Here is a 26,945-nt window from a genome sequence, read left to right as displayed (position 1 = left end):
TCATTTTCCTCGGACCGGCATCAGCCCGCGGACACCTTGGGCACCCCGGGCACCTCAGGCACCGCGAGCACCCCGGACAGCACAGGCATCGAGGCCGCCGCCCTTTCCGAAAGTTTCGGCGACACGATCGACAGGCTTCGGCGGGCGGGGAGGGTGCGCTCGCACCGTCAGGCCGGCGGCGCCCCCGTGCTGCTGCGGACCACCAGGCTGGTCGCCAGCTCCATCCGCGTTCCGGCCGCGGGCCTTTCCTGACGGCCCAGTTCGAGCACCAGCTTCGCCGCCGCCTCGGCCATCTCCATGAGCGGCTGCCGTACGGTCGTCAGCGGCGGCCCGACCCAGCGCGCCACCGGCAGATCGTCGAAGCCGACGACACTCAGATCCTCCGGGACGCGCAGCCCCAGCTCGCGGGCCGCCTCGTAGAGGCCGAGCGCCTGGAGGTCGTTGCCGGCGAAGACGGCCGTGGGCCGGTCGGGCATGCGCAGGAGTTCGAGCCCCGCCTGATAGCCGCTCTCGTGGTGGAAGGTGCCGGGGAGGATCAGCCCGGGGTCGACGGGCAGCCCCGCCGTCTCCAGTGCCGCCCGGTAGCCGTCGACCCGGGCGCGGCTGCACATCATCCGCGAGGGTCCGGTGATCGCGCCGATCCGGGTGTGACCGAGCTCGATCAGATGACGCGTCGCGGCGAGCCCTCCCTGCCAGTTGGTGGCCCCGATGGACGGCACGTCGTCACCCGGGTCACCGGCCGGATCCATCACCACGAACGGGACGGACCTGCTGGTCAGCAGCGCGCGCCCGGACTCGTCGAGCCCGGACAGCACGAGGATCACCCCGTGCGGGCGGCGCGCCGCGACCTGGTCGGCCCAGGTCCGGCCCGGAGTCAGCCGCCCGGCGCTCTCGGACAGCACCACGCTCAGCCCCTCCTCCCGGGCGACGTTCTCCACGCCCCGGATGACCTCCATCGCCCAGGCGCTCTCCAGCTCGTGGAAGACAAGGTCGATGAGGGGCGACCGGCCCCCCTCCCCTCCGCGCCGCCGGTACCCGTGGCCGCGCAGCAGCTCCTCGACCCGGGTGCGGGTCGCGGGGGCGACATCGGCGCGGCCGTTGAGCACCTTCGAAACAGTCGGAGCCGAGACTCCGGCCTCACGGGCGATCTCGGCGAGCGTCGCGGTCCGCGCTTCCACGGAATTCCCAGGCTTCATGCTCGCGATCGTATCCCTGCGCGACCTCTTGACGAACCCTCAGGATCGCCCTACGTTCCCGGAACATTCGAAATTCAAATCGAAACATTCGCGTCGGCTCGTCGTGGAGTCCTCGCGCATACCGAGAGGTGCCGTCCCATGGAGTCCTACAGCAGGCGTTGGTTCCTCGGCGCGGGCGCGACCGCCCTGGCCTCCGTCGGCGGGCTCACCGCCTGCGGCTCCGGCGGCGGCTCGGGCGGCGGCGGCACGCTCACCGCGTTCGTCTACGGGGACGACGCGGCGAAGATCCAGGTCAAGTCCGTCGACCGGTTCAACGCGTCGGCCGCCGCGAAGAAGGCCAAGGGCACGGTCAAGCTCCAGAAGGTGCCCGCCACGGACTACCCGGCGAAGCTGCGCACCGCGATGGGCTCGCCCAACGCCCCCGACGTGTTCTTCAACTGGGGCGGCGGCTCGATCAAGGCGTACAAGGACGCCGGCCAGCTGGTCGACCTGACCGACGTCATCGCGTCCGACCCGGTGCTCAAGAGCGGCTTCCTGCCCTCGGTGCTCAGCGCGGGCGGCCTGGACGGCAAGAACTACGGCGTGCCCATGCGGGGTATGCAGCCCGTGATCCTCTTCTACAACAAGACCGTCTTCGCGGAGCACAAGCTCCAGCCGCCCACCACCTGGGACCAGTTGCTCGACATCAACACCAAGCTGACGAAGGCGAAGATCACCCCGTTCGCGCTGGGCGGCTCGGACATCTGGCCCGAGCTGATGTGGCTGGAGTACCTGGTCGACCGGATCGGCGGCCCCGGCGTCTTCGAGAAGATCAAGAACGGCGACGCCTCCGGCTGGGGCGACCCGGCCGTCCTCAAGGCCGCCCAGACCGTCAAGGAGCTGATCGACGCCGGGGCCTTCGGCAAGGGCTACAGCTCGGTCGGCTACGGCAACGGCGGCGCTCCCGCGGTCTTCGCCAAGGGCAGGGCGGCGATGCACCTGATGGGGTCGTGGGAGTACTCCACCCAGCTCGGCAAGTTCCCGGACTTCGCCAAGAAGAACCTGGGATGGTGCGCTTTCCCGAAGATCGAGGGCGGCGCCGGCGACATCCGCAACGTGGTCGGCAACCCCACCAACTACTGGTCGGTGAACGCCCGCACCTCCAACAAGGACGCGGCGATCGCCTTCCTGCGGGACAGCGCCTCCGAGGCCTACACCAAGGAACTCATCGCCAACGGCGACGTACCGGCCACTTCGAACGCGGCGAGTCTGCTGGACGCCTCCCCCAACCCGGAGTTCGCCAAGTTCCAGTACCAGATGGTGCAGGAGGCACCGGCGTTCACCCTGAGCTGGGACCAGGCCGTCGCCCCGAACGTGTCGACCCCGATGCTCACCGAGGTCAACAAACTGTTCGTGGGCAAGTCCTCGCCGGCGCAGTTCGTGTCCGCGCTCAAGGGGCTGAAGTGAGCACGACGCACCTCAAGGGCGGCCCGCGCACCGCGGGCCGCCCCCGCTCCGCCGCACGCGACAGGGCAGGCCGCCCTAGCGCGGCCCTCGCCCTGCCCGGAATCCTGTTCTTCGCGTTCTTCGCCGTCGCCCCGATGGTGCTGGCCTTCTACCTCTCGTTCACCCAGTGGAACGGCCTGGGCGACCCGCGGCCGGTGGGCCTCGCGAACTGGCGCAAGCTGCTGAGCGACGACCGGCTCACCCAGTCCCTGACGGTCACCGTGGGACTGACCGCGGCGAGCTGGGTGTTCCAGACGGTGATCTCGCTGCTGCTGGGCGTGTGGGCGGCGGGCAGACAGCGCAACCGCGCGGTCCTCTCGGCGATCTTCTTCACGCCGTTCCTGCTGTCGTCGACGGCGATCTCGCTGCTGTTCTACGCACTGCTCGACCCGAACTTCGGCATCATCCACGCGGACACCCTCGGCACGACCAGCGGAGCGTTCCTCGCGATCGTCTTCGTCGGCGGCTGGCAGTTCATCCCGTTCCACACGCTCATCTACCAGGGCGGCGCACGGCAGATCCCCGAGGTGCTCTACCAGGCGGCGGCCATCGACGGCGCCGGACGCCTGCGGCAGTTCTTCTCGATCACCCTGCCGCAGCTGCGCAACACCGCCACCACGTCCGGTGTGCTGATGGTCGTCGGTTCGCTCACCTACTTCGAGACGGTCCTCATCCTCACCCAGGGCGGCCCCGGCACCGACACGGCGATCCTGCCGTACCTGATGTACCAGGCGGGCTTCAAGAGCTACGACTTCGGCTACGCGAGCGCGGTCGCCTCGTTCCTGGTGATCGCCGCGACCGCGTTGTCCCTGCTGATGGTGCGGCTGTCCGGCTTCGGCGCCATGCGCAGCACCCGGGAAGGAATGTGACGACGTGTCACACGACACCTTGCGGCGCCCCGTGAAGGCCGCCCCCGCTCCGGGCCCCGACCGGACCGCGCCCCGCCGCAGGCACTGGTCCCGGCGCTCCAACCCCCTCGCCGGGCTCGGCTCGGTGATCTGGCTCGCCGTCGTGATCGTCCCGGTCTACGCGATGATCTCGGCCTCGCTCACCCACCAGAGCGAGGCGCTGGGCCACAACGCCCTCAAGCCGCCGTCCCACCCGACGCTGGACAACTACGACACCGTCCTGCACAACGGCTTCGGCCACCTGCTGTGGAACACCGCGCTCGTGGCGGCCGCGGTCGTCGTGATCGTCCTGGCGCTGTGCGTCCCGCTCTCCTACGTCGCCGTGCGGACCCGGAGCGTGTGGTCGGGGGCCGCCTTCCGGCTGTTCCTGCTGGGCGTCGCGATCCCGGCGCAGGCCGTCGTGGTCCCCCTCTACCTGATGATCACCAAGCTGAACCTCTACGACAGCCTGCTCGCGATCATCCTGCCCACGGCCGCCTTCGCGATGCCGGTGTCGGTGCTGATCCTCACCGGCACGCTGCGGGACATCTCGGAGGACCTGTACGAGGCGATGGGACTGGACGGCGCCTCCACCACCCGGATGCTGTTCCAGCTGGTCATCCCGCTGGCCAAGGGCGGCATCGGCACCGTGGTCGTCTACGCGGCGCTCCAGGCGTGGAACGGGCTCCTCTTCCCGCTGATCTTCACGCAGTCCGACGGCCCCCGGGTCCTGACCCTCGGCCTGTTCACCTACGTGAGCGAGTTCGGCGTGAACATCCCCGCGCTGCTGGCCTCCGTGGTCCTCTCCGGTGTCCCGATCTTCGTCGTGTACCTGGTGGCCCGCCGCGCGCTGGTCGGCGGCCTCATGGGTGTGGGCGGCAAGTGAACGTGTACGACCAGGGGCAGTCGACCCCCTTTTCCCTGACAGGAGTTTCATGACCACCGCTCCCTGGCGCGACCCTTCACGCACTCCGGCGGCCCGCGTCGACGACCTGCTCTCCCGGATGACCCTGGAGGAGAAGACCGCCCAGCTGTACGGCGTGTGGGTGGGCGCGGCGACGGACGGCGACGGAGTCGCCCCGCTCCAGCACGAGATGACCGCCGGCCAGGACTGGGACGAGCTGATCGCCTTCGGGCTCGGCCAGCTGACCCGCTCCTTCGGCACGGCCCCGGTGGACCCGGAGCTCGGCGCGCGGGCGCTGGCCCGCGCCCAGCGCGCGATCGCCGACGCCGGCCGTTTCGGCATCCCGGCGGTCGCGCACGAGGAGTGCCTTGCGGGATTCACCGCCTGGCGCGCGACGGCCTATCCCGTCCCGCTCGCCTGGGGCGCCACCTTCGACCCGGAACTGGTCGAGGAGCTGGGCGCACGCATCGGCGACGACCTGCGCTCGGTCGGCGTGCACCAGGGCCTGGCGCCCGTCCTCGACGTGGTCCGCGACCTGCGCTGGGGCCGGGTGGAGGAGACGATCGGCGAGGACCCGTACCTCGTCGGCACGATCGGCACGGCCTATGTGCGGGGCCTGGAATCGGCCGGGATCGTCGCCACGCTGAAGCACTTCGCCGGGTACGCGTCATCGGCGGGGGCACGGAACCTGGCGCCGGTGCGAGCGGGTGCGCGGGAGTTCGCGGACGTCACGCTCCCACCCTTCGAGATGGCGCTGCGCGAGGGCGGCGCCCGTTCGGTGATGGCGGCGTACAACGAGACGGACGGCGTCCCGGCTTCGGCGGACGCCCGGCTGCTGACCGAACTCCTGCGGGAGCGGTGGGGCTTCACCGGAACCGTGGTCGCCGACTACTTCGGCGTCGGCTTCCTCCAGACCCTGCACCGGGTGGCGGGAAGCCCGGCCGAGGCGGCCCACGCGGCGCTGGAGGCCGGCATCGACGTCGAACTGCCGACGGTGAACTGCTACGGAAAACCGCTGGTGGACGCCGTACGCGGAGGAAGCACCCCCGAGTCGCTGATCGACCGGGCGGCCCGCCGCGTACTGCTGCAGAAGTGCGAACTGGGCCTCCTGGACGAGGACTGGCAGCCCGAGCGCCAAGGCCCCGTCGACCTGGACTCGACGGCCAACCGGGCCCTCGCCGGCCGGCTGGCGGAGGCGTCGGTGGTCCTGCTGGACAACCCGGCCGGGCTGCTGCCGCTGGCTCCCGGGACCCGGGTAGCGGTCGTCGGCCCCCGTGCCGCGGACCCGCTCGCGATGCTCGGCTGCTACTCCTTCCCGTCCCACGTCCTCACGCACCACCCCGACGTGCCGATGGGCATCGACATCCCCACCGTCCTCGACTCGCTGCGCGCCGAACTCCCGGACACCAAGGTGACGTTCGCGGAGGGCTGCGGCGTCTCGGACCCCGACCCGTCCGGTTTCGCCGAGGCGGTGGCGCGGGCGTCGGAAGCCGATGTGTGCGTGGCCGTGCTCGGCGACCGCGCCGGACTGTTCGGCCGGGGCACGTCCGGCGAGGGCTGCGACGCCTCCGACCTCAGGCTGCCCGGCGTACAGGGCGAACTGCTGGACGCGCTGGTCGACACCGGCGTCCCGGTGGTGCTGGTCCTGCTGACCGGCCGCCCCTATGCGCTGGGCCGCTGGGACGGCCGTCTGGGCGCCGTGGTGCAGGCGTTCTTCCCGGGCGAGGAGGGCGGCCCGGCGGTCGCCGGTGTGCTGTCCGGCCGCGTGAACCCCTCGGGGCGCCTCCCGGTGAGCGTGCCGCGGCTGCCCGGCGGCCAGCCGTGGACCTACCTCCAGCCCCCGCTCGGCCTCGCGAGCGAGGTCAGCAACCTCGACCCCACCCCGCTCCACGCCTTCGGCCACGGCCACTCGTACACGACGTTCGCCTGGGAGGACTTCCGGGGAACGGACGCGGAGATCGCGACGGACGGCTCGTACGACCTCTCGCTCACCGTCCGCAACACCGGCGACCGCGACGGCACCGAGGTCGTCCAGCTCTACCTGCACGACCCGGTGGCGTCGGTGACGCGTCCGGACGTGCGGCTGATCGGCTACCGGCGCCTGCGCCTGGCACCCGGTGAGGCCCGCCGGGTCACCTTCGGCTTCCACGCGGACCTGTCGGCCTTCACCGACCGCTCGGGCGAGCGGGTGGTCGAGCCGGGCGCGCTGGAGCTGCGGCTGGGAACGTCGAGCGCGGAGACCCGGCACACCGCGCGGTTGTCGCTGACCGGGCCGCGACGGGTACCGGGCCCGGACCGGCGACTGCGCTGCGAGGTGTCGACGGACGACTGAGGCACCGCGCGGACACCGGCGGGAGCACTTCCAAAGGTGTCCGCGCGCCGACCGCCCCCCGGCCCGTCGGGGGCGGTCGGAGGACCTCACCGGCTCCGGTCAGTCCTCCGTCACGGACTCGAACCGCCACCGGTGGACGGCACGGGTGACCAACTTGTCGCCCGGCTCGGGCAGTTCGGGCAGGTCCGCGTCGTAGTCGGCGTCCCACCAGGTGATGACGAGGACCCGGTCCCGCGGCGCCCGCAGGATCTCGCGCCGGACCGGCTCCCCCGCGATCTCCTGCCGCCGCACCCAGGCGAGCAGGTCCCCACCCCGCCCGTCGACGGCACGGGCCTCCCACATCAGCGCGACGGTCACGAGTAGAGGTTCTCCTTGCTGACCTCGTGCACATGATCGTGGGTGTGCGAGTGCCCCGGTACGTGCGGGTCGGTCACCGGCAGGGACGAGTCCGCGGACAGGTCCCAGTCGGAGGCGGAGCGCCCGCGCGCGACCATCTCCGCGCCCAGCGCCGCGACCATCGCGCCGTTGTCCGTGCACAGTTTCGGCCGGGGCACCCGCAGCCGGATCCCGGCGGCCTCGCAACGCTCCTGGGCCAGGACGCGCAGCCGGGAGTTCGCGGCTACACCGCCACCGATCATCAGATGGTCGACGCCCTGGTCCTTGCAGGCCCGTACGGCCTTGCGGGTCAGCACGTCCACCACCGCCTCCTGGAAGGACGCGGCCACGTCGCGCACCGGCACCTCCTCCCCCGCCGCCCGCTTCGCCTCGATCCAGCGGGCCACGGAGGTCTTCAGACCGGAGAAGGAGAAGTCGTACGCCGGGTCGCGCGGCCCGGTGAGCCCGCGCGGGAAGGAGATGGCCTTCGGGTCGCCCTCCTTGGCGTACCGGTCGATGACCGGACCGCCGGGGAAGCCGAGGTTCAGCACGCGCGCGATCTTGTCGAATGCCTCGCCGGCCGCGTCGTCGATGGTGGCGCCCATCGGCCGCACGTCGGAGGTGATGTCGGTGGAGAGCAGCAGTGAGGAGTGCCCGCCGGACACCAGCAGGGCCATCGTCGGCTCCGGCAGCGCGCCGTGCTCCAGCTGGTCCACACAGATGTGCGAGGCGAGGTGGTTGACGCCGTACAGCGGCTTGCCCAGGGCGTACGCGTACGCCTTCGCCGCCGAGACCCCGACGAGCAGCGCGCCGGCGAGTCCGGGCCCGGCGGTCACCGCGATCCCGTCGAGGTCACGGGCGCTCACCCCGGCGTCCTTCAGGGCGCGCTGGATGGTCGGCACCATCGCCTCCAGGTGCGCGCGGGAGGCGACCTCCGGCACGACCCCGCCGAAGCGGGCGTGCTCGTCGACGCTGGAGGCGATGGCGTCCGCGAGCAGCGTGGTGCCGCGGACGATGCCGACGCCGGTCTCGTCGCAGGAGGTCTCGATGCCGAGGACGAGCGGTTCGTCAGCCATTGATCTCGGTTCCTTGTACGCCGTTTACTGAGGTGGAAGGGTCGTTGAGGCGCATCACCAGGGCGTCGACGTTCCCCGGCTGGTAGTAGCCGCGCCGGAAGCCGATGGGTTCGAAGCCGAAGCGCTCGTACAGCTTCTGCGCGCGTACGTTGTCGACGCGGCACTCGAGCATCACCTCGGCGCACTCGAACGCGGTCGCGGCCCGCAGCAGTTCGGCCAGCAGCCGGGCGCCGAGGCCGGTGCCCCACTGCTCACGGCGGACGGCGATCGTCTGCACGTCGCCGAGGTCACCGGCGGCGGCGAGCCCCGCGTACCCGACGAGCCGGTCGCCGTCGAGGGCGACCACGTACCGGCGCGTGGCCTCCGGCCCGCGGGCGTGGGCCAGCTCGGACCAGAACATCCCCCGCGACCAGGCGTCCTCGGGAAAGAGGTCCTTCTCCAGCTCCAGGACGGGATCGATGTCCCACCAGCGCATCTCGCGCAGCACGACGGTCACTTGGGGGTGACCACCTTGTAGTTCTTGGGCACCTGGGCGTCAGGGCGGCGCAGATAGAGCGGCCGGGGCGGCTCCAGTTCCTCGCCCGCGGCCAGCCGCTCCGCCGCCAGCGACGCGAGCGCGGCCGCCGAGACGTGTTCGGGCGCGCGGGCGTCCGGGAAGGTGTCGGGGTAGAGCAGGGCGCCCGCGCCGACGGCGGGCAGGCCGTCGAGGGCGAGGTCGCCGGGCCGGTCGACGGCGGGCTCGGAGACGCGGGTGCGCGAGTCGGCGTACCGGGCCCAGTACACCTCCTTGCGCCGCGCGTCCGTCGCGGCGACGAAGGGGCCGTCGATGTCGGCGGCGTAGGCGAGCGCGTCGAGGGTGCACAGGCCGTGCACCGGGACGCCGAGCGCGAGGCCGAAGGTGTCGGCGGTCATGAGGCCGACGCGCAGCCCCGTGTACGGGCCGGGGCCGACGCCGACGACGACGCCGGTGACGGCGTCGAGCCGCAGACCGGCCTCGGCGAGCACGCGGTCGACGGCGGGCAGCAGCAGCTCTCCGTGCCGGCGCGCGTCCACCTGGCTCGACGAGGCGATGGCGGACGTGCCGTCGTGCAGGGCGACGGTCACGGCGGGGGTGGCGGTATCCAGAGCGAGCAAGAGCACGCAAACAGCGTACGGCGCCCGGGGGGTGTCCGGCGGACGGGAGCACGGTCTCCGCGGTCTGGCGGAGCCGTGCTGCTACCGTCACCACACAGGACATATTGGGCGCGATCAAGGTACGAGAGGTGGCACAGGGTGGCCAGGAGCAGCTCGGGATTCGTGGCCGGGCTCACCGCCGCGGCTGTCGCCGTGGTCGGCTTCCTCGCCTACCAGGCGTCGGCGAACGCGCCGGACCACCTGGCCGGGCCCCGCGCGGGCACGTCCTCCGCGGCCTCCACCACGAAGGCACCCCGGGACCGGAAGAACCCGGCGGCGCTGCCCGGTGACTCCGGCACCGGCGAGCGGGTCGTCTACTCGATCGACGACGACCGGGTGTGGCTGGTCGGGGAGAACAACAGGACCCAGCGCACGTTCGCGGTCACGCCCGGCACGCTGGACCCGGTCGTGGGCACGTACGCCGTCACCTCGCGCGGCAGGATCGTCACCGGATCGGACGGCGCGCGGATCGAGCACGTCGTGCGGTTCAGCGTGGTCGACGGCATCGTGATCGGCTTCAGCGCGGCCACGGACGGCTCGACGGCCGCGCCCGACCCCGGGAAGAAGCTCGGCGGCATCCGCGAGTCCCGCGCCGACGGCGACGCGATGTGGACCTTCGCGACGGTCGGCGTCAAGGTCGTCGTCATCCAGTAGACCGACCCGGCCGTCACCGACCGGCCGACACCCAGCAGAGCACCCCGCCAGAGGCGCGGAAACCTGCGCGCCCAGCCACACCCCACCCCGACAGCTCAAAGCCGACCCGACCGTCACCGACCGGCCGACACCCAGCAGAGCACCCCGCCAGAGGCGCGGAAACCTGCGCGCCCAGCCACACCCCACCCCGACAGCTCGAAGCCGACCCGGCCATCACCGACCGGCCGACACCCAGCAGAGCACCCCGTCAGGGGCGCGGGGAACTGCGCGCCCAGCCACATCCCACCCGCAGACGCATACGCACACGCACGCACACGAGCCCACCCCCGACCGGCGGAGCCCTACGCGGCGTCGCGGGACCGCTCATCCCCCTGACCGGCCTCCGACAACGGCGCCCGCGGCGCCCGGGGCGGCCTCGACACCGCCTCGGCGGCGGCGCAGGACGCCAGCAGGTCCCGCATCGACACCCCGGCCACCGCACGCGGCTGCTGCGCCGGCAGGTCGCGCCCGTCACGTTCTGATGCCGACATGGACGCCTCCTGGGGCTTCGGGGGCAAGCGTGGTTAGGTACACCTAACTACGGCCTGATCTCCATGTGACCACGGGCGGGACGCCGAACGCAACATCTTGCCGACGACTTGTCGGAACCCGTACGAAGAACGCGCGGCCCGCGTCGGAGCCCGAGGCGCCGGGCTACACCCTGAGCCCGCTCAGGTCGGCGCCCGCCCAGCGCGCGCCGAGGCCGGTCAGCGTGACGTGCCGTACCTCGTCCGTGGTGTCGCCCACGGCCCGGTGGATGACGACGTGCAGGCGGTCGTCGGTCAGCTCCTCGACCTTGCCCTCGCCCCACTCCACGACGATCACCGAGTCGGAGAGCGACACGTCGAGGTCGAGGTCCTCCATCTCGTCGAGCCCGCCGCCCAGGCGGTACGCGTCCACGTGCACGAGCGGCGGACCGTCGCCGAGCGAGGGGTGCACGCGGGCGATGACGAACGTCGGGGAGGTGACGGCGCCCCGGACGCCCAGCCCCTCGCCGAGTCCGCGGGTCAGGGTCGTCTTGCCCGCGCCGAGTTCCCCGTTGAGCATCACCAGGTCACCCGCGCGCAGCAGATCGGCCAGGTGAAGACCCAGCTCGCGCATCTGCTCGGGCGAGTTGACGGTGATCCGGACGCCGGCCCGCGCGGCGGCGGGCTCAGCCGGGTTGTGCGGTGCTGCTGGTGCTTCCATAGCCGCCCACGGTAGCCCCTGCCGGGACGGCGCCCGCGCGCATCAGAAGGTCGGCGAGGCGGTCCATGACCACTTCGGGGCGCTCCAGCATGACCAGGTGTCCGGCGTCCGGTACGAGCACCAGCTCGGCGTCGGGCAGCAGGTCGGCGATCGCCTCGCTGTGCTCGCTCGGCGTCACCATGTCCCCGACGCCGGCCAGCACCAGCACCGGCATGTCGGCGAAGCGCGCCAGTGCCTCGGTCTTGTCGTGGTCGGTGAAGGCCGGGTAGAACTCCGCGACCACGTCGATCGGGGTGCCCTCGATCATCCGCTCGGCGAACCGGGCGATGGCCGGGTCGACGTCCCGGGAGGCGAAGGAGTACCGCTTGATGATCCCCGCGAAAAGGTCGGCCGTCGCCCTTCGTCCGCGCTCCACCAGCGCGGCCTGCTGACCGAGCGCCTTCAGCACCCCGGGCAGCACCCGCCGCACGGCGTTGACCCCCGCGACGGGCAGCCCGAAGTTGACCTCCCCGAGCCGCCCCGAGGACGTACCGACGAGGGCGACGGCGACGACCCGGTCCCTGATCAGCTCGGGGTACTGGTCGGCGAGCGCCATGACGGTCATGCCGCCCATCGAGTGCCCCACCAGCACGACCGACCCCTCGGGCGCGGCGGCGTCGATGACGGCCTTCAGGTCCCGGCCGAGCTGGTCGATGGTGACGGGCGTGCCGTCCGTCGACTGGGCGACCCCGCGCCCGGAGCGGCCGTGACTGCGCTGGTCCCAGTGCACCGTGCGCACCACCCCGCGCAGCGCGGCGCGCTGGAAGTGCCACGAGTCCTGGTTGAGGCAGTAGCCGTGGCTGAAGACGACCGTGACGGGGGCCGGGGCCTTGCGGCCGAAGAGCCGGCGTCGGCGCGGGGTGAACGTGACGTCCTGCTCGATGTCGTCCACCTCGTAGTACAGCTCGGTCCCGTCGTCCGCGTACGCCTTGCCCGGGGTACCGCGCAGGGAGCCGTACGGGCCAGTCGAGTCGAGCGCGAGGCGCGCCTTGTTCCGCATGCCGCGGCCGACCGTGAGCCTCTCTATGGCGACTCCGGCCGCGGCTCCCGCGGCGACCACGCCTATGGCGACACCGGCGATACCGGCCTTGCGCCAGTTCCCGGCGGCGGAGGCGACGGCCGCCGCGGCGACGTCCGTCACGGCCTCCGCGCTGCTCTCGCTCACGTACCGCTCCTCTTCGCCGGGATCTCGTCCACTGATGCGTCCGTTGCTATCGGTGGTGCTGTTGCTGGTGCTGGTGCTGGTGCTGTCGGTCTTGCTGTTGCTGTCGTTCTGGCTGTGACTGACACCGCCACCGGTGCCGGCATGTCCTGTTGTCCTGCACGGGGCACTCTGTGCGGTTACCCGTCCTGTTCCCTGTTCACGTGTACGCGCGGTACCCGGGTTCCGATCCGGGTGACGATCTCGTACGCGATCGTGCCCGCCGCCCGCGCCCAGTCCTCGGCGGTCGGCTCACCGCGGTCGCCCGGACCGAAGAGGACCGCCTCCGTGCCGGGCGCCGGCTCGTCGCCGCCGAGGTCGACCACGAACTGGTCCATCGCGACCCGGCCCGCGACCGTCCGCCATTTGCCGCCGACCAGCACCGGCCCGGTACCGGAGGCGTGCCGGGGGATGCCGTCGGCGTAACCGACGGGGATCAGGCCGAGGGTGGTGGGCCCCGGAGTGACGTAGTGGTGCCCGTAACTGACGCCGTGTCCACCCGGTACGTGCTTGACCAGCGCCAGCGACGCGCTCAGCGTCATCACCGGGCGCAGCCCGAAGTCGGCCGGGGTGCCGATCTCGGGGCTGGGCGAGATGCCGTAGACGGCGATCCCCGTACGGACGAGGTCGAAGTGGCTCTCGGGCAGGGTCAGCGTGGCCGGCGAGTTGGCGATGTGCCGCACCTCGGGGCGCACGCCCTGCTCCTCGGCGTACGCCACCATCTCGCGGAACAGGGTCAGTTGGGCCCGCACGGAAGGGTGGCCGGGCTCGTCGGCGCAGGCGAAGTGCGACCAGAGGCCGGTGATCCGGATCCGGCCCCCGGCCTCGGCGCGCAGGGCCTCCGCGACCAGCTCGGGCCAGTCGGCGGGCTGGCAGCCGCTGCGTCCGAGCCCGGTGTCGGCCTTCAGCTGGACGCGGGCCGGGACACCGGCGGCCGCGGCCGCCGCGACGACCTCCCGCAGTGCCCACATCCCGCTGACCGACACGTCGAGGTCGGCCTCCACGGCCTCCCGCCAGGGACCACCCGGGGTCCACAGCCAGCACATGACACGCCCCGGGATGCCCGCCGCCCGCAGGGCGAGGGCCTCCTCGGGGGTGGCGGTGCCGAGCCAGGTGGCGCCGGCCTCGAGCGCCGCGCGGGCGCACGGGACCGCGCCGTGGCCGTACGCGTCGGACTTGACCACGGCCATCACGGCCGCGGACGGCGCGTGGGCGCGCAGGGTCCGCACGTTGGCCCGCAGGGCGGCCAGGTCGATCTCTGCGCGGGCGCGCAGCGGTGCTGTCTCGTTCATCGCGCCCCCAGTCTCTCAGAGGGGTCCGACGGCCCCCTTGTGCCGGTGCCCTTCGGGGCCCCGGACGGTCTCGGACGGATCTGCTCCGACGGCCTCGGACGCCGCCGGACGGTCAGGTACCCGCCCTGCGGCCCCAGACGGACACCCGGTCGCCCTTCCTGAGCACGTCCCAGAGCGTACGGGCGTCGGCGAGGCGCAGATTGACGCAGCCCCACGAGCCGTGCGGGTCGTAGACGCTGCCGTAGACGGCGTGGAAGGCCTGGCCGCCGCTGAAGAACTGGCTGTACGGCATGGGGCTGTTGTACAGCGTCGACCAGTGGTTCTTGTGCTTCCAGTAGATCTTGAACTGACCGGTCCTGGTCCGGTACCCGGCCCGCCCGCTGCGCATCGGTACCGGCCCCCACAGCACCTTCTTCCCCTTCTGCACCCAGGTGAGCTGACGGGTCAGGTCCACACAGGCGACGCGGGAGGAGCGGACGCGGCACTTCCCCGCCGCGTTCGGGTTCTCGCGCGCGGACAGCAGCTGCATACGGGCCCAGGTCACGGGTCCGGCGAAACCGGTGGCCGGCTTGATCCCGTGGCGGGTCTGGAAGGTGCGGATCGCGCGGCAGTCGCCGCCGGACTGCTTCCCGTCCGCCTTCAGCTTCAGCCAGCGCTCGACCTGGCGCTGGTAGGGGCCGGTCCGTCGGCTGCACGTCAGCGCCCTGTCGGCGGCGTCGGACGGCGGGACGTACTCGATCAGGGCGTCGGACCCGGCCGCGGCGTCCCGCGGTTCGACGGCGTCCTCGCGGGCGTCCGGTGTGTACACCTCCGGCGGGAGCATCTGGTCCGGCGTGTCCGCCGGCTCCTGCCACGGCTGCCGCGGGCCGGGCGGCACACCGGGCACCAGGCTCTCCACGGCGGACGCCGCGCCGGGCACCAGCGGGCTTTCCGGGCCGGGGGTCAGGGGGCCGTCCGCTTCGGCCAGGGCGGTCTGCGCGGGCAGTACGGTCAGCAGCGCCAGCATCACCGCCGCGCTTCGGCAGGCCATTCGTCTGCTCATCATCATGCGCTCAGCGATACGCAACGTGGGGGCGGGAGGGGGTGAGCCGCGCGGACGGGGTCCCCCGTAATGGGCAACGCACCAGCCTCTTTCGCCCCGCCGACCCGACCCGACCCGCGCCCCCAGTCCCCGCCAGGGGCGCAGCGCCCCCTGGAGCCCCGCTCCGCCCGAAGGGCTCGTCCTCGAACGCCGGACGGGCTGACTACCCAGCCCGTCCGGCGTTCGAGGACAAGGCCGTCCAGGCGGGAGCGAGGGTCCGGGGCGGCAGCCCCCACAGGAACGGGACGCCGGGGTTCACCCCGTGACGTCGCGCCAAGCGTCCCGTACCGCCTCCGCCACGTCGTGCGCCCCCACCGGCGCCCCCTCCGCCGCGAGCCGCCCCGCCAGCCCATGGAGATACGCCCCCACACTCCCGGCGTCCAGCGCCGACAGCCCCGACGCGAGCAACGACCCGGCAAGCCCGGACAGCACGTCCCCGCTCCCCGCCGTGGCCAGCCACGCGGTCCCCGTCGGATTGACCCGCACGACCCCGCCCCCCGGATCGGCGACCAGCGTCGTCGACCCCTTCAGCAGCACCGTCGCCCCGTACCGCGCCGCCAGCTCCCGCACGGACGCCAGCCGGGCGCCCTCCACCGACTCCCGCGACACCCCGAGCAACGCCGCCGCCTCCCCGGCATGCGGGGTCAGCAGCGTCGGCGCGGTACGCCCGCGCACCGTCGCGCGATCTGCCAGCCGCAGCCCGTCCGCGTCGACGAGCACCGGCACCTCCGCCTCCAGCACCTCGGCCACCGCCGACGCGTCGTCCCCGGCACCGGGCCCGACCACCCACGCCTGCACCCGCCCGGCCCGCGCCGGCCCCAGGTCCGACACCAGCGCCTCGGGGAAACGGGAGATCACGGCGTCCGCCGCGGGCCCCACGTAGCGCACCGCCCCGGCGCCGCCGCGCAGCGCCCCGGAGACGGCGAGCACGGCGGCCCCGGGATACCGGGCGGACCCGGCCGCGATCCCCACCACGCCCCGCCGGTACTTGTCGCTCTCCGCCCCCGGCGCGGGCAGCCGCGCCGCCACGTCCACGTGCTGCAGGGCCTCCAGTTCGGGCGCGTCGGGCAGATCGAGCCCGATGTCGACAAGGCGTACGGAACCGGCGTACTCGCGCGCCGGGTCGATCAGCAGCCCCGGCTTGTGGGTGCCGAAGGTCACGGTCAGATCGGCACGGACCGCCGGGCCGTGGACCTCTCCGGTGTCCGCCTCGACACCGCTCGGCAGGTCCACGGCGACGACCACCGCGCGGGAGTCCGCGGCGTATTCCGCGAGCGGCGCCGCGTCGGGCCGCAGACCGCCCTTGCCCCCGATCCCCACGATGCCGTCGACGACGAGGTCGGCCCGCCGGATCAGTTCCCGCGCGGTGCCGAGGAAGCCGTCCCCGCGCGCGACCGCGGCTCCGCCGGCCCGTCGCAGCGCTGCCAGCCCCCCGGCATGGGTGCGTTCGGGCGCGAGCAGCAGCGCGGTGACGCCCGCCCCTCGGCGGGCGAGACGCGCGCCCGCGTACAGCGCGTCCCCGCCGTTGTCCCCGCTGCCGATCAGCAGCACGACCCGGCCGCCGTACACCCGCCCCAGCACGTCCGCGCAGGCGGCGGCGAGTCCGGCGGCCGCCCGCTGCATCAACGCCCCCTCGGGGAGCCGTGCCATCAGCTCCCGTTCGGCGGTCCTCACGGTCTCCACGCTGTACGCAGTACGCATGGACCGAGTCTCCCGTACGGAGCCCCTCCGTGCCGCCCCGGCCGCCCCGGCCGCCCCGGCCCGTGCCGCGTCCGGCCGGCCCCGCTACCCCTCCGCGATCACCACCGCCGAAGCCACTCCCGCGTCGTGGCTGAGCGACACATGCCACGACATGACGCCCAGTTCGGCCGCGCGTGCCGCCACGGTGCCCCGCACCCGCAGCCGCGGCCGGCCGCTGTCCTCGACGTAGACCTCGGCGTCCGTCCAGTGCATCCCGCCCGGAGCGCCCAGCGCCTTGGCGACCGCCTCCTTCGCGGCGAACCGCACGGCGAGGGACGCGATGCCCCGCCGCTCCCCGCTCGGCAGGTGCAACTCCTGTTCCACGAAGAGCCGTTGGGCCAGTCCCGGCGTACGCTCCAGCGACGCGCGGAACCGGTCGATCTCGGCCACGTCGATACCGACCCCGATGATGCTCATGCCGAGCACCCTACGGCCGTCCGGCCCACCGTCCCGATATCTGCCGCCGCCGTCCTGTCACGGCTCCGCTCCGGCTCCGGGCACGGGCCCGGAGCGGACGAACCGCGGTGGAAGCGGTCCGGCGGCCGCCCCCGCCCGGGGGCGGCCGCCGGACGCGCTCACTCCACCGTCACCGACTTCGCCAGGTTGCGCGGCTGGTCCACCTCGTTGCCCCGCGCCGTCGCCAGCTCGCAGGCGAACACCTGCAGGGGAACCGTGGCCACCAACGGCTGGAGCAGCGTCGGGGTCACCGGGATGCGGATCAGGTGGTCGGCGTACGGCACCACCGCCTCGTCGCCCTCCTCCGCGATCACGATCGTGCGCGCGCCCCGGGCCCGGATCTCCTGGATGTTGGACACGATCTTGTCGTGCAGGACGGACCGGCCGCGCGGCGAGGGCACGACCACGACGACCGGCAGGTCCTCCTCGATCAGTGCGATCGGCCCGTGCTTCAGCTCGCCCGCCGCGAAGCCCTCCGCGTGCATGTACGCCAGTTCCTTGAGCTTGAGGGCACCCTCCAGCGCGACGGGATAGCCGACGTGCCGGCCGAGGAAGAGGACGGTCCGCTTGTCCGCGAGCGTCCGCGCCAGTTCCCGTACCGGCTCCATGGTCTCCAGGACCCGCTCGACCTCGCCGGAGATGTGGGACAGGTCCCGGATCACGGCCTGGATCTCGTCGCCCCACTTGGTGCCGCGCACCTGGCCGAGGTACAGCGCGACCAGGTAGCAGGCCACCAACTGGGTGAGGAACGCCTTGGTCGAGGCGACCGCGACCTCCGGGCCCGCGTGCGTGTAGAGCACCGCGTCCGACTCGCGCGGGATCGTCGAGCCGTTGGTGTTGCAGATCGCCAGCACCTTGGAGCCCTGTTCACGCGCGTGCCGCAGTGCCATCAGGGTGTCCATGGTCTCGCCGGACTGGGAGATCGCGATGACCAGCGCCCGCGCGCCCAGGATGGGATCCCGGTAGCGGAACTCGCTGGCCAGCTCCACCTCGCACGGAATGCGCGTCCAGTGCTCGATGGCGTACTTGGCGATCAGCCCGGCGTGGAAGGCCGTACCGCAGGCCACGATGACGACCTTGTCGACCTCCCGCAGCTCGCGTACGGGAATGCGCACCTCGTCCAGCCGGAGCGAGCCGCCCGCGTCGATGCGGCCGAGGAGCGTGTCGGCGACCGCCTTGGGCTGCTCGGCGATCTCCTTGAGCATGAAGTAGTCGTAGCCGCCCTTCTCGGCGGCAGCCGCGTCCCAGTCCACGTGGTACGAGCGCACATCGGCGGGCCGTCCGTCGAAGCCGGTGACCGTCACCCCGTCCCGGCGCAGCTCCACCACCTGGTCCTGGCCGAGCTCGATCGCCGAACGCGTGTGGTCGATGAACGCCGTGACGTCCGAGGCGAGGAATGCCTCGCCCTCGCCGACCCCCACCACGAGCGGCGAGTTGCGACGCGCGCCCACGACCACGTCCGGCATGTCGGCGTGCACCGCGACCAGCGTGAACGCGCCCTCCAGGCGCCGGCACACCAGCCGCATCGCCTCCGCCAGGTCGGCGCAGACCGAGAACTCCTCGGCGAGCAGGTGGGCGACCACCTCGGTGTCGGTCTCGGAGGCCAGCTCGTGGCCCCGCTCGGTCAGTTCGGCACGGAGCTCGGCGAAGTTCTCGATGATCCCGTTGTGGACGACGGCGACCCGGCCCGCGTTGTCGAGGTGCGGATGCGCGTTCGCATCCGTGGGGCCGCCATGGGTGGCCCAGCGGGTGTGCCCGATGCCGGTCGTCCCCGTCGGCAGCGGCCGGTCGACCAGCTCCTTCTCCAGGTTCACCAGCTTCCCGGCCCTCTTCGCCGCGGCCAGTCCGCCGTCCGCCGGTACGGCGACACCCGCCGAGTCGTACCCCCGGTACTCCAGTCGCTTCAGTCCGGCCATCACCACGTCAAGCGCCGACTGCGACCCCACGTATCCCACGATTCCGCACATGCGCGCAGCCTAAGGGCCGACACCCGCCACATCTCGGCACCTCGTGCCCGATATCGGAAATTCCAGCCGCCTTCCCGCACCCGTCCCGGGATCCCCGCCCGCCTCAGGACGCTGCGGAGCGCCCTTAGGGGCCGTCCTGGCGACCCCGCGTGACGGACCCCACGCCCCACCCCGTCCACACTCCCGTAACAATGGACTGTGATCTCTCCGGTCTCCCCGATGCCCCGGAGCGCCCACCGGCACAAGCCGGAGGCGACTCCCTACGTCGACCTCACCCGTGCCGAGTGGAGCGCGCTGCGCGAGAAGACGCCGCTGCCGCTGAACGCCGAGGAGGTCGAGAAGCTGCGCGGTCTGGGCGATGTCATCGACCTCGACGAGGTGCGGGACATCTATCTGCCGCTGTCCAGACTGCTGAATCTGTACGTCGGTGCCACGGACGGGCTGAGAGGGGCGCTGAACACCTTCCTCGGCGAGAAGGGCTCGCAGTCCGGCACCCCCTTCGTGATAGGCGTGGCGGGGTCGGTCGCCGTCGGGAAGTCCACCGTCGCCCGCCTTCTCCAGGCCCTGCTCTCCCGCTGGCCCGAACACCCTCGCGTCGAACTCGTGACCACCGACGGCTTTCTGCTCCCCACCAAGGAGCTGGAGGCACGCGGCCTGATGTCGCGGAAAGGCTTCCCCGAGTCGTACGACCGCCGTGCCCTCACCCGGTTCGTCGCCGACATCAAAGCGGGCAAGGACGAGGTCACCGCGCCCGTCTACTCCCACCTCATCTACGACATCGTCCCCGGCCAGAAGCTCACGGTCCGGCGCCCCGACATCCTCATCGTCGAAGGCCTGAACGTGCTGCAGCCCGCCCTGCCCGGCAAGGACGGCCGCACCCGCGTCGGCCTCGCCGACTACTTCGACTTCAGCGTGTACGTCGACGCCCGCGCCGAGGACATCGAGGCCTGGTACCTCAACCGCTTCCGCAAGCTGCGCGCCACCGCCTTCCAGAACCCCTCCTCGTACTTCCGCAAGTACACGCAGGTCTCCGAGGAGGAGGCGCTCGACTACGCCCGCACGACCTGGCGGACCATCAACAAGCCCAACCTGATGGAGAACGTGGCGCCCACCCGCGGCCGCGCCGCCCTCGTCGTCCGCAAGGGCCCGGACCACAAGGTGCAGCGCCTCAGCCTGCGCAAGCTGTAGTCCCGCGCCGGGCGTTCGGTACGGCCGGCCCGCGCGGCACGCCGCGTCTGCGTCCGATCACCGCGGCCGGACGGACCGACGAGGTGGTGCGCCTGATCGGGCGTACGGTCGGCACCACCCGTCGCGCCGCCGGGCGCCGTCGGCGACCCCGCCCGGCACGTCGTGATGTGCGACGTCGCTCGCGAGGTGAGTGACCAACTGATCGGCGCGCTCCGGGAGTTCGACCTCGACCGGACCGGCTGGACCCGACCGGCTGGACCGGACCGGCTCGACCGCCGTCGAGAACATCGGCCTGTCGCTCTCCAGCCGCGCCGACAGGGCCGAGGAGGAGGCGCCGGACGAGGGGGCGGACGCGGTGCCGTGGAAGCACCCGGCGGACGCCTCGCACGAGGAGTCGACGCCGGGCGTCACTTGGGCGGCGCTGCTCGCGGTCGCGACGATGGTCGCGGCCCGCGGTGTGATGCTCGACAACGCGTGGGGGCGTCGAGCTCGCGGGCACACTCACCCTGCTCGCCCAGAAGTGGTTCTGGGCGAGACAGCGTGGCGTGACACCCGGACCCGGTCAGCCGAGCGAGGACTTCACGGCGTCCGCGAGCCGACCGGCCACCGACCGGGCGTGGTCGATGTCGGCGGCCTCGACCATGACCCGGACGAGCGGCTCGGTGCCGGAGGGGCGCAGCAGCACCCGCCCGGTGCTACCGAGTTCACGCTCGGCCTCGGCGACCGCGGCCGCCAGCTCGGCGGAGCTGTTCACCCGCGAGCGGTCGACGTCGGGGACGTTGATGAGGATCTGCGGCAGCCGCTCCATCACGGACGCGAGGTCCTGGAGCGTACGGCCCGTCTGGGCGATCCGGGCCGCCAGCATCAGACCGGTCAGCGTGCCGTCGCCGGTCGTGGCGTGGTCCAGGATGATCACATGACCGGACTGCTCGCCGCCGAGCGCGTAGCCGTGCTGCTTCATCTCCTCCAGGACGTAGCGGTCACCGACCGCGGTCTGGATGAGGGCGACGCCCTCGCGCTCCATGGCCAGCTTGAAGCCCAGATTGGACATGACCGTCGCGACAACGGTGTCGCGGCGCAGTGCGGAACGCTCCCGCATCGCCAGCGCGAGTACGGCCAGGATCTGGTCGCCGTCCACCTCGGCGCCCGTGTGGTCCACGGCGAGGCAGCGGTCGGCGTCACCGTCGTGCGCGATACCGAGATCGGCGCCGTGCTCGACGACGGCGGCCTTGAGGAGGTCGAGGTGCGTGGAACCGCAGCCGTCGTTGATGTTCAGGCCGTCCGGGGCGGTACCGATCGTGACGATCTCAGCGCCGGCCCGCGCGAACGCCTCCGGGGACACCCGGGCGGCGGCACCGTGCGCCTCGTCGAGGACGACCTTGAGACCGTCGAGTCGGTTCGGGAGCACACCGATCAGGTGGGCGACGTACTGGTCGAAGCCCTCGTCGTACGAGCGCACGCGCCCGACGCCCGAACCCGTCGGCCGGTCCCACGGAGCGCCGGTGCGGTGCTCGTCGTACACGGCCTCGATCCTGTCCTCCAGCTCGTCGGCGAGCTTGTGCCCGCCGCGGGCGAAGAACTTGATGCCGTTGTCCGGCATGGCGTTGTGGCTGGCCGACAGCATCACACCGAGGTCGGCACCCAGCGCACCGGTGAGATACGCCACCGCAGGGGTGGGCAGCACACCGACGCGCAGGACGTCCACGCCCGCGCTGGCCAGACCCGCGACCACGGCGGCCTCCAGGAACTCCCCGGACGCGCGCGGATCCCGCCCGACCACTGCCACCGGCCGGTGGCCCTCGAACGTACCCGCCTCGGCCAGCACATGCGCCGCCGCGACGGAGAGACCGAGCGCCAGCTCGGCCGTCAGATCCCCGTTGGCGACACCGCGCACGCCGTCCGTGCCGAAGAGTCGTCCCACTGGTGTCCTCCTGATGATGCTCAGTATTCGGAAGTCATCCGATCATGCAAGCCTTTGAGCGCCTTGTGCCGTTATACGCCCTGGGCTGGTGATAAACGAACGCCCCGACGGCACACAGCGTGCCGCCGGGGCGAACGGTCGTACGAAAACCAGCAGGCGGTGATTAACGCTTGCTGTACTGCGGGGCCTTGCGGGCCTTCTTGAGACCGGCCTTCTTGCGCTCGACCGCACGGTCGTCGCGCTTGAGGAAGCCGGCCTTCTTGAGCGCCGCGCGGTTGTTGTCGACGTCGGCCTCGTTCAGCGCGCGGGCGACACCGAGACGGAGCGCACCGGCCTGACCGGAGACGCCGCCACCCGAGATGCGGGCGATGACGTCGTAGCGGTTGTCGAGCTCGAGCACCTTGAAGGGCTCGTTGACTTCCTGCTGGTGCACCTTGTTGGGGAAGTAGTCCTCAAGGGTGCGACCGTTGATCTTCCACTTGCCGGTGCCCGGGACGATCCGGACGCGGGCGATGGCGTTCTTGCGACGGCCCAGGCCGGCGGCCGGCTGCGGGTCGCCGAAGCGGCCGGCGAGCGACTCCGAGGTGTACTCGCCCTCGACGGGGACCTCGGACTCGGTGGTGTAGTTCTCGATGTCGACGAGCTCAGTCTCTTCGACCGGCTGCTCAACGGTGGTCTCGGCCACGATTCTCCTCAGATTCTTTTTCGTCTTAGGGGGTGGCCGGAACTACTGCGCGACCTGGGTGATCTCGAACGGGACCGGCTGCTGCGCAGCGTGCGGGTGGTTCTCGCCCGCGTAGACCTTCAGCTTCGAGAGCACCTGACGGCCCAGGGTGTTCTTCGGAACCATGCCCTTGATGGCCTTCTCGACGGCCTTCTCGGGGTTCTTCGCCAGCAGCTCGTCGTAGCGGACGGAGCGCAGACCACCCGGGTAACCGGAGTGGCGGTACGCCAGCTTCTGGGTCTTCTTGTTGCCGGAGAGGTGCACCTTGTCGGCGTTGATGATGATGACGAAGTCACCAGCGTCGACGTGGGGCGCATAGATCGGCTTGTGCTTGCCCCGCAGGATGTTCGCTGCAGTGGTCGCCAGACGACCCAGGACGACATCCTGGGCGTCGATGACGTACCACTGGCGAGTGATGTCGCCGGGCTTGGGGCTGTACGTACGCACGGTCGTAGCCTTCGCTTCTTCAGTGAGTGGGTCCTGACATGGCCACCACGGACGATCACGACAGCCCTGACCGCACCTCGGTGACGCATACCGAGTGCTGGTCGCTGGTCATCGGCCCCGGTGGACCGGTGTAAGGGCCCCTCACGTGAGAATGAGCAAGCCAATACACATAACGAACTGCAAGAGTACCCGCGCTTCCCCGGACGGGTCAAAACGCGGCTCCTGCGGCAGGCGTCACGGGCGGTCGTCCGGGCGGATGGGACATCCCCGGCCCCCGGGCGCTGTACGCGCCCCGAGGCCGCTTCCCGGCCGCACGGCCGCCACGGCAGCCTGCGTACCCAGCGTAAGCCAGGCGCAAAGGACACGGCGCGCCACCGGCCCGGCGCCCGTGTGAGGAACCCCACGGAATCCGGCCTTCGCGCGACGCTCTTCGCCCCGGCGCGCCGCCGGGAGGCATGACGTACCAACCACCCGGAGATGTGAGTTTTGCCCGTGCGAGGTCAAGTCACGCCAAGGGCTCGGGTATCCCCCGGTGCGGAACGGCACCCCCCGGCGCCCGTCTAAGATGCGCCCCATGAGCTATGGGCAGGGTGGGCAGGGGGAGCCCCCGTGGGATCCGTGGAAGCCTGGTTCTCAGCAACCCGACTGGGGCAGTGGGAACCGGACTCCGGACTGGGCGGCACTCGCCGAGGCGTCCGAGACGCGCAACAGGCGCCGCAGGCTGCTGGTGATCGGCGGCTCGGCGATCGCCACGCTCGCGGTCGGCGCGGCCGTCGCCATGGCCGTCGTCTCCGCGAACGGCGACAACACGGCGTCGAACCAGTCCGGCAAGCTGCCCGGCACCACGGCCATCCCGAGCGACACCACCGCGCCGGCGCCCTCGTTCGCGCCGACCTCGGCCCCTCCGCCGCTGGATCCGATGGACTTCATATCCAGCGTCAAGAAGGACACCGCTCCGCTCAGCCCGGACATCCTCTTCCCCGGTTCGCAGCTGACCGTGGGTGACCGCGTCTACCGCAAGGGCCCGACCGCCTCGACGACGAAGTGCGCGACGGGCGTGCAGAGGACGCTCCCCAAGGTCCTCACCGACAACGGCTGCACCCGGCTGCTGCGCGTCACCTACAGCAAGGACGGCGTCGCCGTGACCGTGGGCGTCGCGGTCTTCGACACCAAGGCCCAGGCGGACAAGGCGAAGGCCCAGGCGGACAGCAAGAGCATCATCACCTCGCTGCCCGGCCAGGGTGTCGCCACCTTCTGCCGCACGGCGGTCTGCCGCTCGACCACCAACTCCGTCGGCCGCTACGCCTACTTCACCCTGGCCGGCTTCACCAACGGCAAGGACGCGACGGCCAAGAGCGCCGAGGTCTTCAGGACCGGCGACGACCTGGCCGAGTTCGCGTTCCGCCAGATCCGCCGGCGCGGCGAGGCCCAGGCCTCGTCGGCGGCCAACCAGTAGTCGCCGGCCGGTCCGGGTGGACCGGGCCGCTCCCGGCCACCCGCACCGGGCGGCCAGACGCCCGCACGGCACACCGGAGCCGTCCAGGGCCCGGCAGAGGCCCTGGGGCGTGTTGCGAAGGTCCCGCCTGCCTCGCGGCGGACGACGGGACTTTCGCAACACGCCCTAGCAGTTGTCACACCCCGGCGCTCCGGGAAGGGTGCGCTTGTTGCGCGCCTCCTTGTTGCGCGCGGCCAGCAGCTCGTCGGCGGGATAGCCGACCTCCTCCAGCGTCAGCCCGTGCGGCCGTACGACATGGACGGCCGAGTCCCGTACGGCGGCGGCCAGCACCTTGCCGGGCCACTCGGGCCCGCGGTGCCCGTCCCCCACGAACAGCAGCGCCCCGATCAGCGAACGCACCATGTTGTGGCAGAAGGCGTCGGCGCGCACGGTCGCGGTGATGATCCCGTCGTCCCCACGCACCAGGCTCAGCTCCTGGAGCGTACGGATGGTCGTCGCGCCCTCACGCTTCTTGCAGTAGGCGGCGAAGTCGTGCTCGCCCACCAGCCCGGCCGCCGCCCGGTTCATGGCGTCGACGTCCAACGGCCAGTCGTGCCACAGGACGTGGTTGCGCAGCAGCGGATCCACTCCCCCGGCGTTGTCGGTGACGCGATAGGCATAACGCCGCCAGATCGCCGAGAAGCGCGCGTTGAACCCGGCGGGCGCCTCGGTCAGGGCCCACACCCGCACGTCCTTCGACAGCCGCCCGGCCAGCCGCTTCAGCAGCTTCTCCCGGTGTTCGGCCCACAGCTCCGCCGGCAGATCGACGTGCGCCACCTGCCCGCGCGCGTGCACCCCGGAGTCGGTGCGCCCCGCGACGGTCAGCTCGTACGTGGTGTCCTTCGTCCGGGTCACCGTCCGCAGCGCGTCCTCGATCTCGCCCTGGACGGTCCTGCGGCCCCCGGCCTGCTTCGCCCACCCGGAGAACTCGCTCCCGTCGTACGACAGGTCCATCCGCACCCGTACGAACCCGGGCTCCGCTTCGTCACTCACTCCTGGATCCTCTCAAGCCCGGCTCTGCCGCCGGCACGCGAAAGCGGGCCCGCCCCCGAAGGGACGGACCCGCTCACAACAAGGCAGTGCCTCAGGCGTCCTTCGACTCCTCGGCAGGAGCCTCAGCGGCGTCCTCGACCTTGGTGTCCTCGACCTTGGCCGGAGCCTCGGCGTCCTTGGCGGAACGCTTGGTGGCCGCCTCGGCCTCACCGGTGGCCTGCTGGGCCACGGTCAGGGCCTCCACCAGCTCGATGACGGCCATGGGCGCGTTGTCGCCACGGCGGTTACCGATCTTGGTGATACGGGTGTAACCACCCGGGCGGTTCTCGTAGCGCGGGCCGATCTCGGTGAAGAGCGTGTGCACGATGCTCTTGTCCGTGATCACCGAGAGCACCTGACGGCGGTTGTGAAGGTCACCCTTCTTCGCCTTGGTGACCAGACGCTCCGCGTACGGGCGCAGGCGACGGGCCTTCGCCTCGGTGGTGGTGATGCGGCCGTGCTCGAAGAGCGACTTCGCGAGGTTCGCGAGGAGCAGCTTCTCGTGCGCGGCACTGCCGCCCAGACGGGCACCCTTGGCGGGCTTCGGCATGGTGTTTCTCCTAGGTGTCTGCCCCGGCCGTATCAGGTACCGGGGTCAGTGTCCGAGCGGGCGGCTGCCCGTCGAAGATCCGAACACGCCCCGCAGGGGCCGTTCGGAAGGGGCGCGGGGAACTGCGCGATCAGCCGCAGCGCACCCGCACCCTGGAACCGGTGATCGGTCCCGAGCCGTCAGTACTGCTCGGTCTCGACGAACCCGGCGTCCGCGTCGTCGTCGGCGCCGAAGGCGTCCGCGGCGGCGGTCGGGTCGAATCCGGGCGGGCTGTCCTTGAGGGCCAGGCCCATGCCGGCCAGCTTCGCCTTGACCTCGTCGATGGACTTCGCACCGAAGTTGCGGATGTCCAGGAGGTCGGCCTCGGAGCGGGCGACGAGCTCACCCACGGAGTGGATGCCCTCACGCTTGAGGCAGTTGTACGACCGAACGGTGAGCTCGAGCTCCTCGATCGGCAGGGCGAGATCAGCGGCGAGGGCGGCGTCCGTGGGGGACGGGCCCAT

At 71.9% G+C, this 26,945-nt stretch carries 26 protein-coding genes and 1 pseudogene; 8 read left to right on the top strand and 19 right to left on the bottom strand.

Features of this window, described 5'->3' with window-relative positions; all coding sequences use genetic code 11:
• Positions 1 to 167 precede the first annotated feature (167 nt).
• Entirely contained in the window at positions 168 to 1,196 is a 1,029-nt protein-coding gene (locus tag ACFVTC_RS27505) for a LacI family DNA-binding transcriptional regulator (RefSeq protein ID WP_390131196.1), read from the bottom strand.
• A 138-nt stretch (positions 1,197 to 1,334) separates the two neighbouring features.
• Between ACFVTC_RS27505 and ACFVTC_RS27500 the strand changes: the two genes are divergently transcribed.
• From ACFVTC_RS27500 to ACFVTC_RS27485, 4 genes are all read left to right on the top strand, one after another.
• Positions 1,335 to 2,642, top strand: a complete 1,308-nt coding sequence (locus tag ACFVTC_RS27500) for an ABC transporter substrate-binding protein (RefSeq protein ID WP_390131195.1) — start codon at positions 1,335 to 1,337, stop codon at positions 2,640 to 2,642.
• A 92-nt stretch (positions 2,643 to 2,734) separates the two neighbouring features.
• On the top strand, positions 2,735 to 3,550 hold the full coding sequence (locus ACFVTC_RS27495) for a carbohydrate ABC transporter permease (RefSeq protein ID WP_390131338.1): 816 nt from the start codon (positions 2,735 to 2,737) through the stop codon (positions 3,548 to 3,550).
• 4 nt (positions 3,551 to 3,554) lie between these two features.
• A complete protein-coding gene (locus ACFVTC_RS27490) occupies positions 3,555 to 4,454 on the top strand; it encodes a carbohydrate ABC transporter permease (protein ID WP_390131194.1) in 900 nt (299 codons plus the stop codon).
• A gap of 49 nt (positions 4,455 to 4,503) precedes the next feature.
• Positions 4,504 to 6,804 (top strand): glycoside hydrolase family 3 N-terminal domain-containing protein, encoded by a 2,301-nt coding sequence (locus tag ACFVTC_RS27485; protein WP_390131193.1) that lies wholly within the window; start codon positions 4,504 to 4,506, stop codon positions 6,802 to 6,804.
• Positions 6,805 to 6,903: 99 nt separating this feature from the next.
• On the opposite strand, the gene ACFVTC_RS27480 is transcribed toward ACFVTC_RS27485, so the two are convergent.
• The 4 genes from ACFVTC_RS27480 to tsaB are packed head-to-tail and all read right to left on the bottom strand — an operon-like array spanning position 6,904 to position 9,395.
• Positions 6,904 to 7,161: a hypothetical protein gene (locus ACFVTC_RS27480; RefSeq protein ID WP_390131192.1), complete on the bottom strand. Its 258-nt coding sequence runs from the start codon at positions 7,159 to 7,161 to the stop codon at positions 6,904 to 6,906.
• Entirely contained in the window at positions 7,158 to 8,255 is a 1,098-nt protein-coding gene (tsaD, locus tag ACFVTC_RS27475; protein WP_168529696.1) for a tRNA (adenosine(37)-N6)-threonylcarbamoyltransferase complex transferase subunit TsaD, read from the bottom strand. The genes ACFVTC_RS27480 and tsaD overlap by 4 nt, the downstream gene beginning before the upstream one ends.
• Complete coding sequence (gene rimI / locus ACFVTC_RS27470; RefSeq protein ID WP_351718137.1) at positions 8,248 to 8,730, bottom strand: ribosomal protein S18-alanine N-acetyltransferase; 483 nt, start codon at positions 8,728 to 8,730, stop codon at positions 8,248 to 8,250. Before rimI ends, tsaD begins: the two co-directional genes overlap by 8 nt.
• A gap of 17 nt (positions 8,731 to 8,747) precedes the next feature.
• Positions 8,748 to 9,395, bottom strand: coding sequence for a tRNA (adenosine(37)-N6)-threonylcarbamoyltransferase complex dimerization subunit type 1 TsaB (gene tsaB, locus ACFVTC_RS27465; RefSeq protein ID WP_390131191.1), 648 nt, complete (start codon positions 9,393 to 9,395; stop codon positions 8,748 to 8,750).
• Between the two features lie 132 nt (positions 9,396 to 9,527).
• On the opposite strand from tsaB, the gene ACFVTC_RS27460 reads away from it, so the two are divergent.
• Positions 9,528 to 10,082, top strand: a complete 555-nt coding sequence (locus ACFVTC_RS27460) for a hypothetical protein (RefSeq protein ID WP_390131190.1) — start codon at positions 9,528 to 9,530, stop codon at positions 10,080 to 10,082.
• Between the two features lie 341 nt (positions 10,083 to 10,423).
• On the opposite strand, the gene ACFVTC_RS27455 is transcribed toward ACFVTC_RS27460, so the two are convergent.
• The 8 genes from ACFVTC_RS27455 to glmS form a co-directional block, all read right to left on the bottom strand.
• Positions 10,424 to 10,612: a hypothetical protein gene (locus ACFVTC_RS27455; protein WP_390131189.1), complete on the bottom strand. Its 189-nt coding sequence runs from the start codon at positions 10,610 to 10,612 to the stop codon at positions 10,424 to 10,426.
• Positions 10,613 to 10,775: 163 nt separating this feature from the next.
• Positions 10,776 to 11,309, bottom strand: a complete 534-nt coding sequence (gene tsaE, locus ACFVTC_RS27450; RefSeq protein WP_390131188.1) for a tRNA (adenosine(37)-N6)-threonylcarbamoyltransferase complex ATPase subunit type 1 TsaE — start codon at positions 11,307 to 11,309, stop codon at positions 10,776 to 10,778.
• Positions 11,275 to 12,513 (bottom strand): alpha/beta fold hydrolase, encoded by a 1,239-nt coding sequence (locus ACFVTC_RS27445; protein ID WP_390131187.1) that lies wholly within the window; start codon positions 12,511 to 12,513, stop codon positions 11,275 to 11,277. The genes tsaE and ACFVTC_RS27445 overlap by 35 nt, the downstream gene beginning before the upstream one ends.
• A 176-nt stretch (positions 12,514 to 12,689) precedes the next feature.
• Positions 12,690 to 13,841, bottom strand: coding sequence for an alanine racemase (gene alr, locus ACFVTC_RS27440; protein WP_390131186.1), 1,152 nt, complete (start codon positions 13,839 to 13,841; stop codon positions 12,690 to 12,692).
• A gap of 112 nt (positions 13,842 to 13,953) precedes the next feature.
• Complete coding sequence (locus ACFVTC_RS27435; protein WP_390131185.1) at positions 13,954 to 14,871, bottom strand: L,D-transpeptidase family protein; 918 nt, start codon at positions 14,869 to 14,871, stop codon at positions 13,954 to 13,956.
• A gap of 306 nt (positions 14,872 to 15,177) precedes the next feature.
• On the bottom strand, positions 15,178 to 16,623 hold the full coding sequence (locus ACFVTC_RS27430; protein WP_390131184.1) for an NAD(P)H-hydrate dehydratase: 1,446 nt from the start codon (positions 16,621 to 16,623) through the stop codon (positions 15,178 to 15,180).
• Positions 16,624 to 16,707: 84 nt separating this feature from the next.
• Complete coding sequence (locus ACFVTC_RS27425; RefSeq protein WP_390131183.1) at positions 16,708 to 17,079, bottom strand: holo-ACP synthase; 372 nt, start codon at positions 17,077 to 17,079, stop codon at positions 16,708 to 16,710.
• Positions 17,080 to 17,237: 158 nt separating this feature from the next.
• The gene (glmS, locus tag ACFVTC_RS27420; RefSeq protein ID WP_390131182.1) at positions 17,238 to 19,085 is read right to left on the bottom strand and encodes a glutamine--fructose-6-phosphate transaminase (isomerizing); all 1,848 of its coding nucleotides are present in this window, start codon (positions 19,083 to 19,085) and stop codon (positions 17,238 to 17,240) included.
• Positions 19,086 to 19,304: 219 nt separating this feature from the next.
• Here glmS and coaA point away from each other — a divergent pair, with 219 nt between their 5' ends.
• The gene (gene coaA, locus ACFVTC_RS27415; RefSeq protein WP_168529681.1) at positions 19,305 to 20,273 is read left to right on the top strand and encodes a type I pantothenate kinase; all 969 of its coding nucleotides are present in this window, start codon (positions 19,305 to 19,307) and stop codon (positions 20,271 to 20,273) included.
• A 47-nt stretch (positions 20,274 to 20,320) separates the two neighbouring features.
• Positions 20,321 to 20,748, top strand: a pseudogene (locus ACFVTC_RS27410) (hypothetical protein); the annotation flags it as partial.
• An 87-nt stretch (positions 20,749 to 20,835) separates the two neighbouring features.
• Here ACFVTC_RS27410 and glmM read toward each other — a convergent pair.
• From glmM to rplM, 3 genes are all read right to left on the bottom strand, one after another.
• A complete protein-coding gene (glmM, locus tag ACFVTC_RS27405; RefSeq protein ID WP_390131181.1) occupies positions 20,836 to 22,194 on the bottom strand; it encodes a phosphoglucosamine mutase in 1,359 nt (452 codons plus the stop codon).
• Positions 22,195 to 22,357: 163 nt separating this feature from the next.
• The gene (rpsI, locus tag ACFVTC_RS27400; RefSeq protein WP_168529675.1) at positions 22,358 to 22,879 is read right to left on the bottom strand and encodes a 30S ribosomal protein S9; all 522 of its coding nucleotides are present in this window, start codon (positions 22,877 to 22,879) and stop codon (positions 22,358 to 22,360) included.
• A gap of 42 nt (positions 22,880 to 22,921) precedes the next feature.
• Positions 22,922 to 23,365: a 50S ribosomal protein L13 gene (gene rplM / locus ACFVTC_RS27395; RefSeq protein ID WP_168529673.1), complete on the bottom strand. Its 444-nt coding sequence runs from the start codon at positions 23,363 to 23,365 to the stop codon at positions 22,922 to 22,924.
• Between the two features lie 574 nt (positions 23,366 to 23,939).
• Between rplM and ACFVTC_RS27390 the strand changes: the two genes are divergently transcribed.
• Entirely contained in the window at positions 23,940 to 24,821 is an 882-nt protein-coding gene (locus tag ACFVTC_RS27390) for a hypothetical protein (protein ID WP_390131180.1), read from the top strand.
• Positions 24,822 to 24,986: 165 nt separating this feature from the next.
• On the opposite strand, the gene truA is transcribed toward ACFVTC_RS27390, so the two are convergent.
• From truA to ACFVTC_RS27375, 3 genes are all read right to left on the bottom strand, one after another.
• A complete protein-coding gene (gene truA / locus ACFVTC_RS27385; RefSeq protein ID WP_390131179.1) occupies positions 24,987 to 25,853 on the bottom strand; it encodes a tRNA pseudouridine(38-40) synthase TruA in 867 nt (288 codons plus the stop codon).
• 91 nt (positions 25,854 to 25,944) lie between these two features.
• Entirely contained in the window at positions 25,945 to 26,442 is a 498-nt protein-coding gene (gene rplQ / locus ACFVTC_RS27380; RefSeq protein WP_168529668.1) for a 50S ribosomal protein L17, read from the bottom strand.
• Between the two features lie 179 nt (positions 26,443 to 26,621).
• The coding region (locus tag ACFVTC_RS27375; protein WP_308401769.1) for a DNA-directed RNA polymerase subunit alpha C-terminal domain-containing protein at positions 26,622 to 26,945 on the bottom strand (324 nt) is incomplete at its 5' end.

It is taken from the genome of Streptomyces sp. NPDC057950 (assembly GCF_042887295.1).
Lineage (GTDB): Bacteria > Actinomycetota > Actinomycetes > Streptomycetales > Streptomycetaceae > Streptomyces > Streptomyces kaempferi.
The sequence above is the reverse complement of the archived record's forward strand: the minus strand, read 5'-3'. Positions and strand labels throughout refer to the sequence as shown.

Coding starts and splice junctions, on each gene's coding strand:
- tsaE (WP_390131188.1), bottom strand. CDS start 11,309: ATGGAAGCACCAGCAGCACCGCACAACCCGGCTGAGCCCGCCGCCGCG.
- ACFVTC_RS27485 (WP_390131193.1), top strand. CDS start 4,504: ATGACCACCGCTCCCTGGCGCGACCCTTCACGCACTCCGGCGGCCCGC.
- rimI (WP_351718137.1), bottom strand. CDS start 8,730: ATGCGCTGGTGGGACATCGATCCCGTCCTGGAGCTGGAGAAGGACCTC.
- ACFVTC_RS27505 (WP_390131196.1), bottom strand. CDS start 1,196: ATGAAGCCTGGGAATTCCGTGGAAGCGCGGACCGCGACGCTCGCCGAG.
- ACFVTC_RS27455 (WP_390131189.1), bottom strand. CDS start 10,612: ATGTCGGCATCAGAACGTGACGGGCGCGACCTGCCGGCGCAGCAGCCG.
- glmS (WP_390131182.1), bottom strand. CDS start 19,085: ATGTGCGGAATCGTGGGATACGTGGGGTCGCAGTCGGCGCTTGACGTG.
- ACFVTC_RS27425 (WP_390131183.1), bottom strand. CDS start 17,079: ATGAGCATCATCGGGGTCGGTATCGACGTGGCCGAGATCGACCGGTTC.
- ACFVTC_RS27435 (WP_390131185.1), bottom strand. CDS start 14,871: ATGGCCTGCCGAAGCGCGGCGGTGATGCTGGCGCTGCTGACCGTACTG.
- rplQ (WP_168529668.1), bottom strand. CDS start 26,442: ATGCCGAAGCCCGCCAAGGGTGCCCGTCTGGGCGGCAGTGCCGCGCAC.
- ACFVTC_RS27430 (WP_390131184.1), bottom strand. CDS start 16,623: ATGCGTACTGCGTACAGCGTGGAGACCGTGAGGACCGCCGAACGGGAG.
- alr (WP_390131186.1), bottom strand. CDS start 13,841: ATGAACGAGACAGCACCGCTGCGCGCCCGCGCAGAGATCGACCTGGCC.
- ACFVTC_RS27390 (WP_390131180.1), top strand. CDS start 23,940: ATGAGCTATGGGCAGGGTGGGCAGGGGGAGCCCCCGTGGGATCCGTGG.
- coaA (WP_168529681.1), top strand. CDS start 19,305: ATGCCCCGGAGCGCCCACCGGCACAAGCCGGAGGCGACTCCCTACGTC.
- ACFVTC_RS27500 (WP_390131195.1), top strand. CDS start 1,335: ATGGAGTCCTACAGCAGGCGTTGGTTCCTCGGCGCGGGCGCGACCGCC.
- tsaD (WP_168529696.1), bottom strand. CDS start 8,255: ATGGCTGACGAACCGCTCGTCCTCGGCATCGAGACCTCCTGCGACGAG.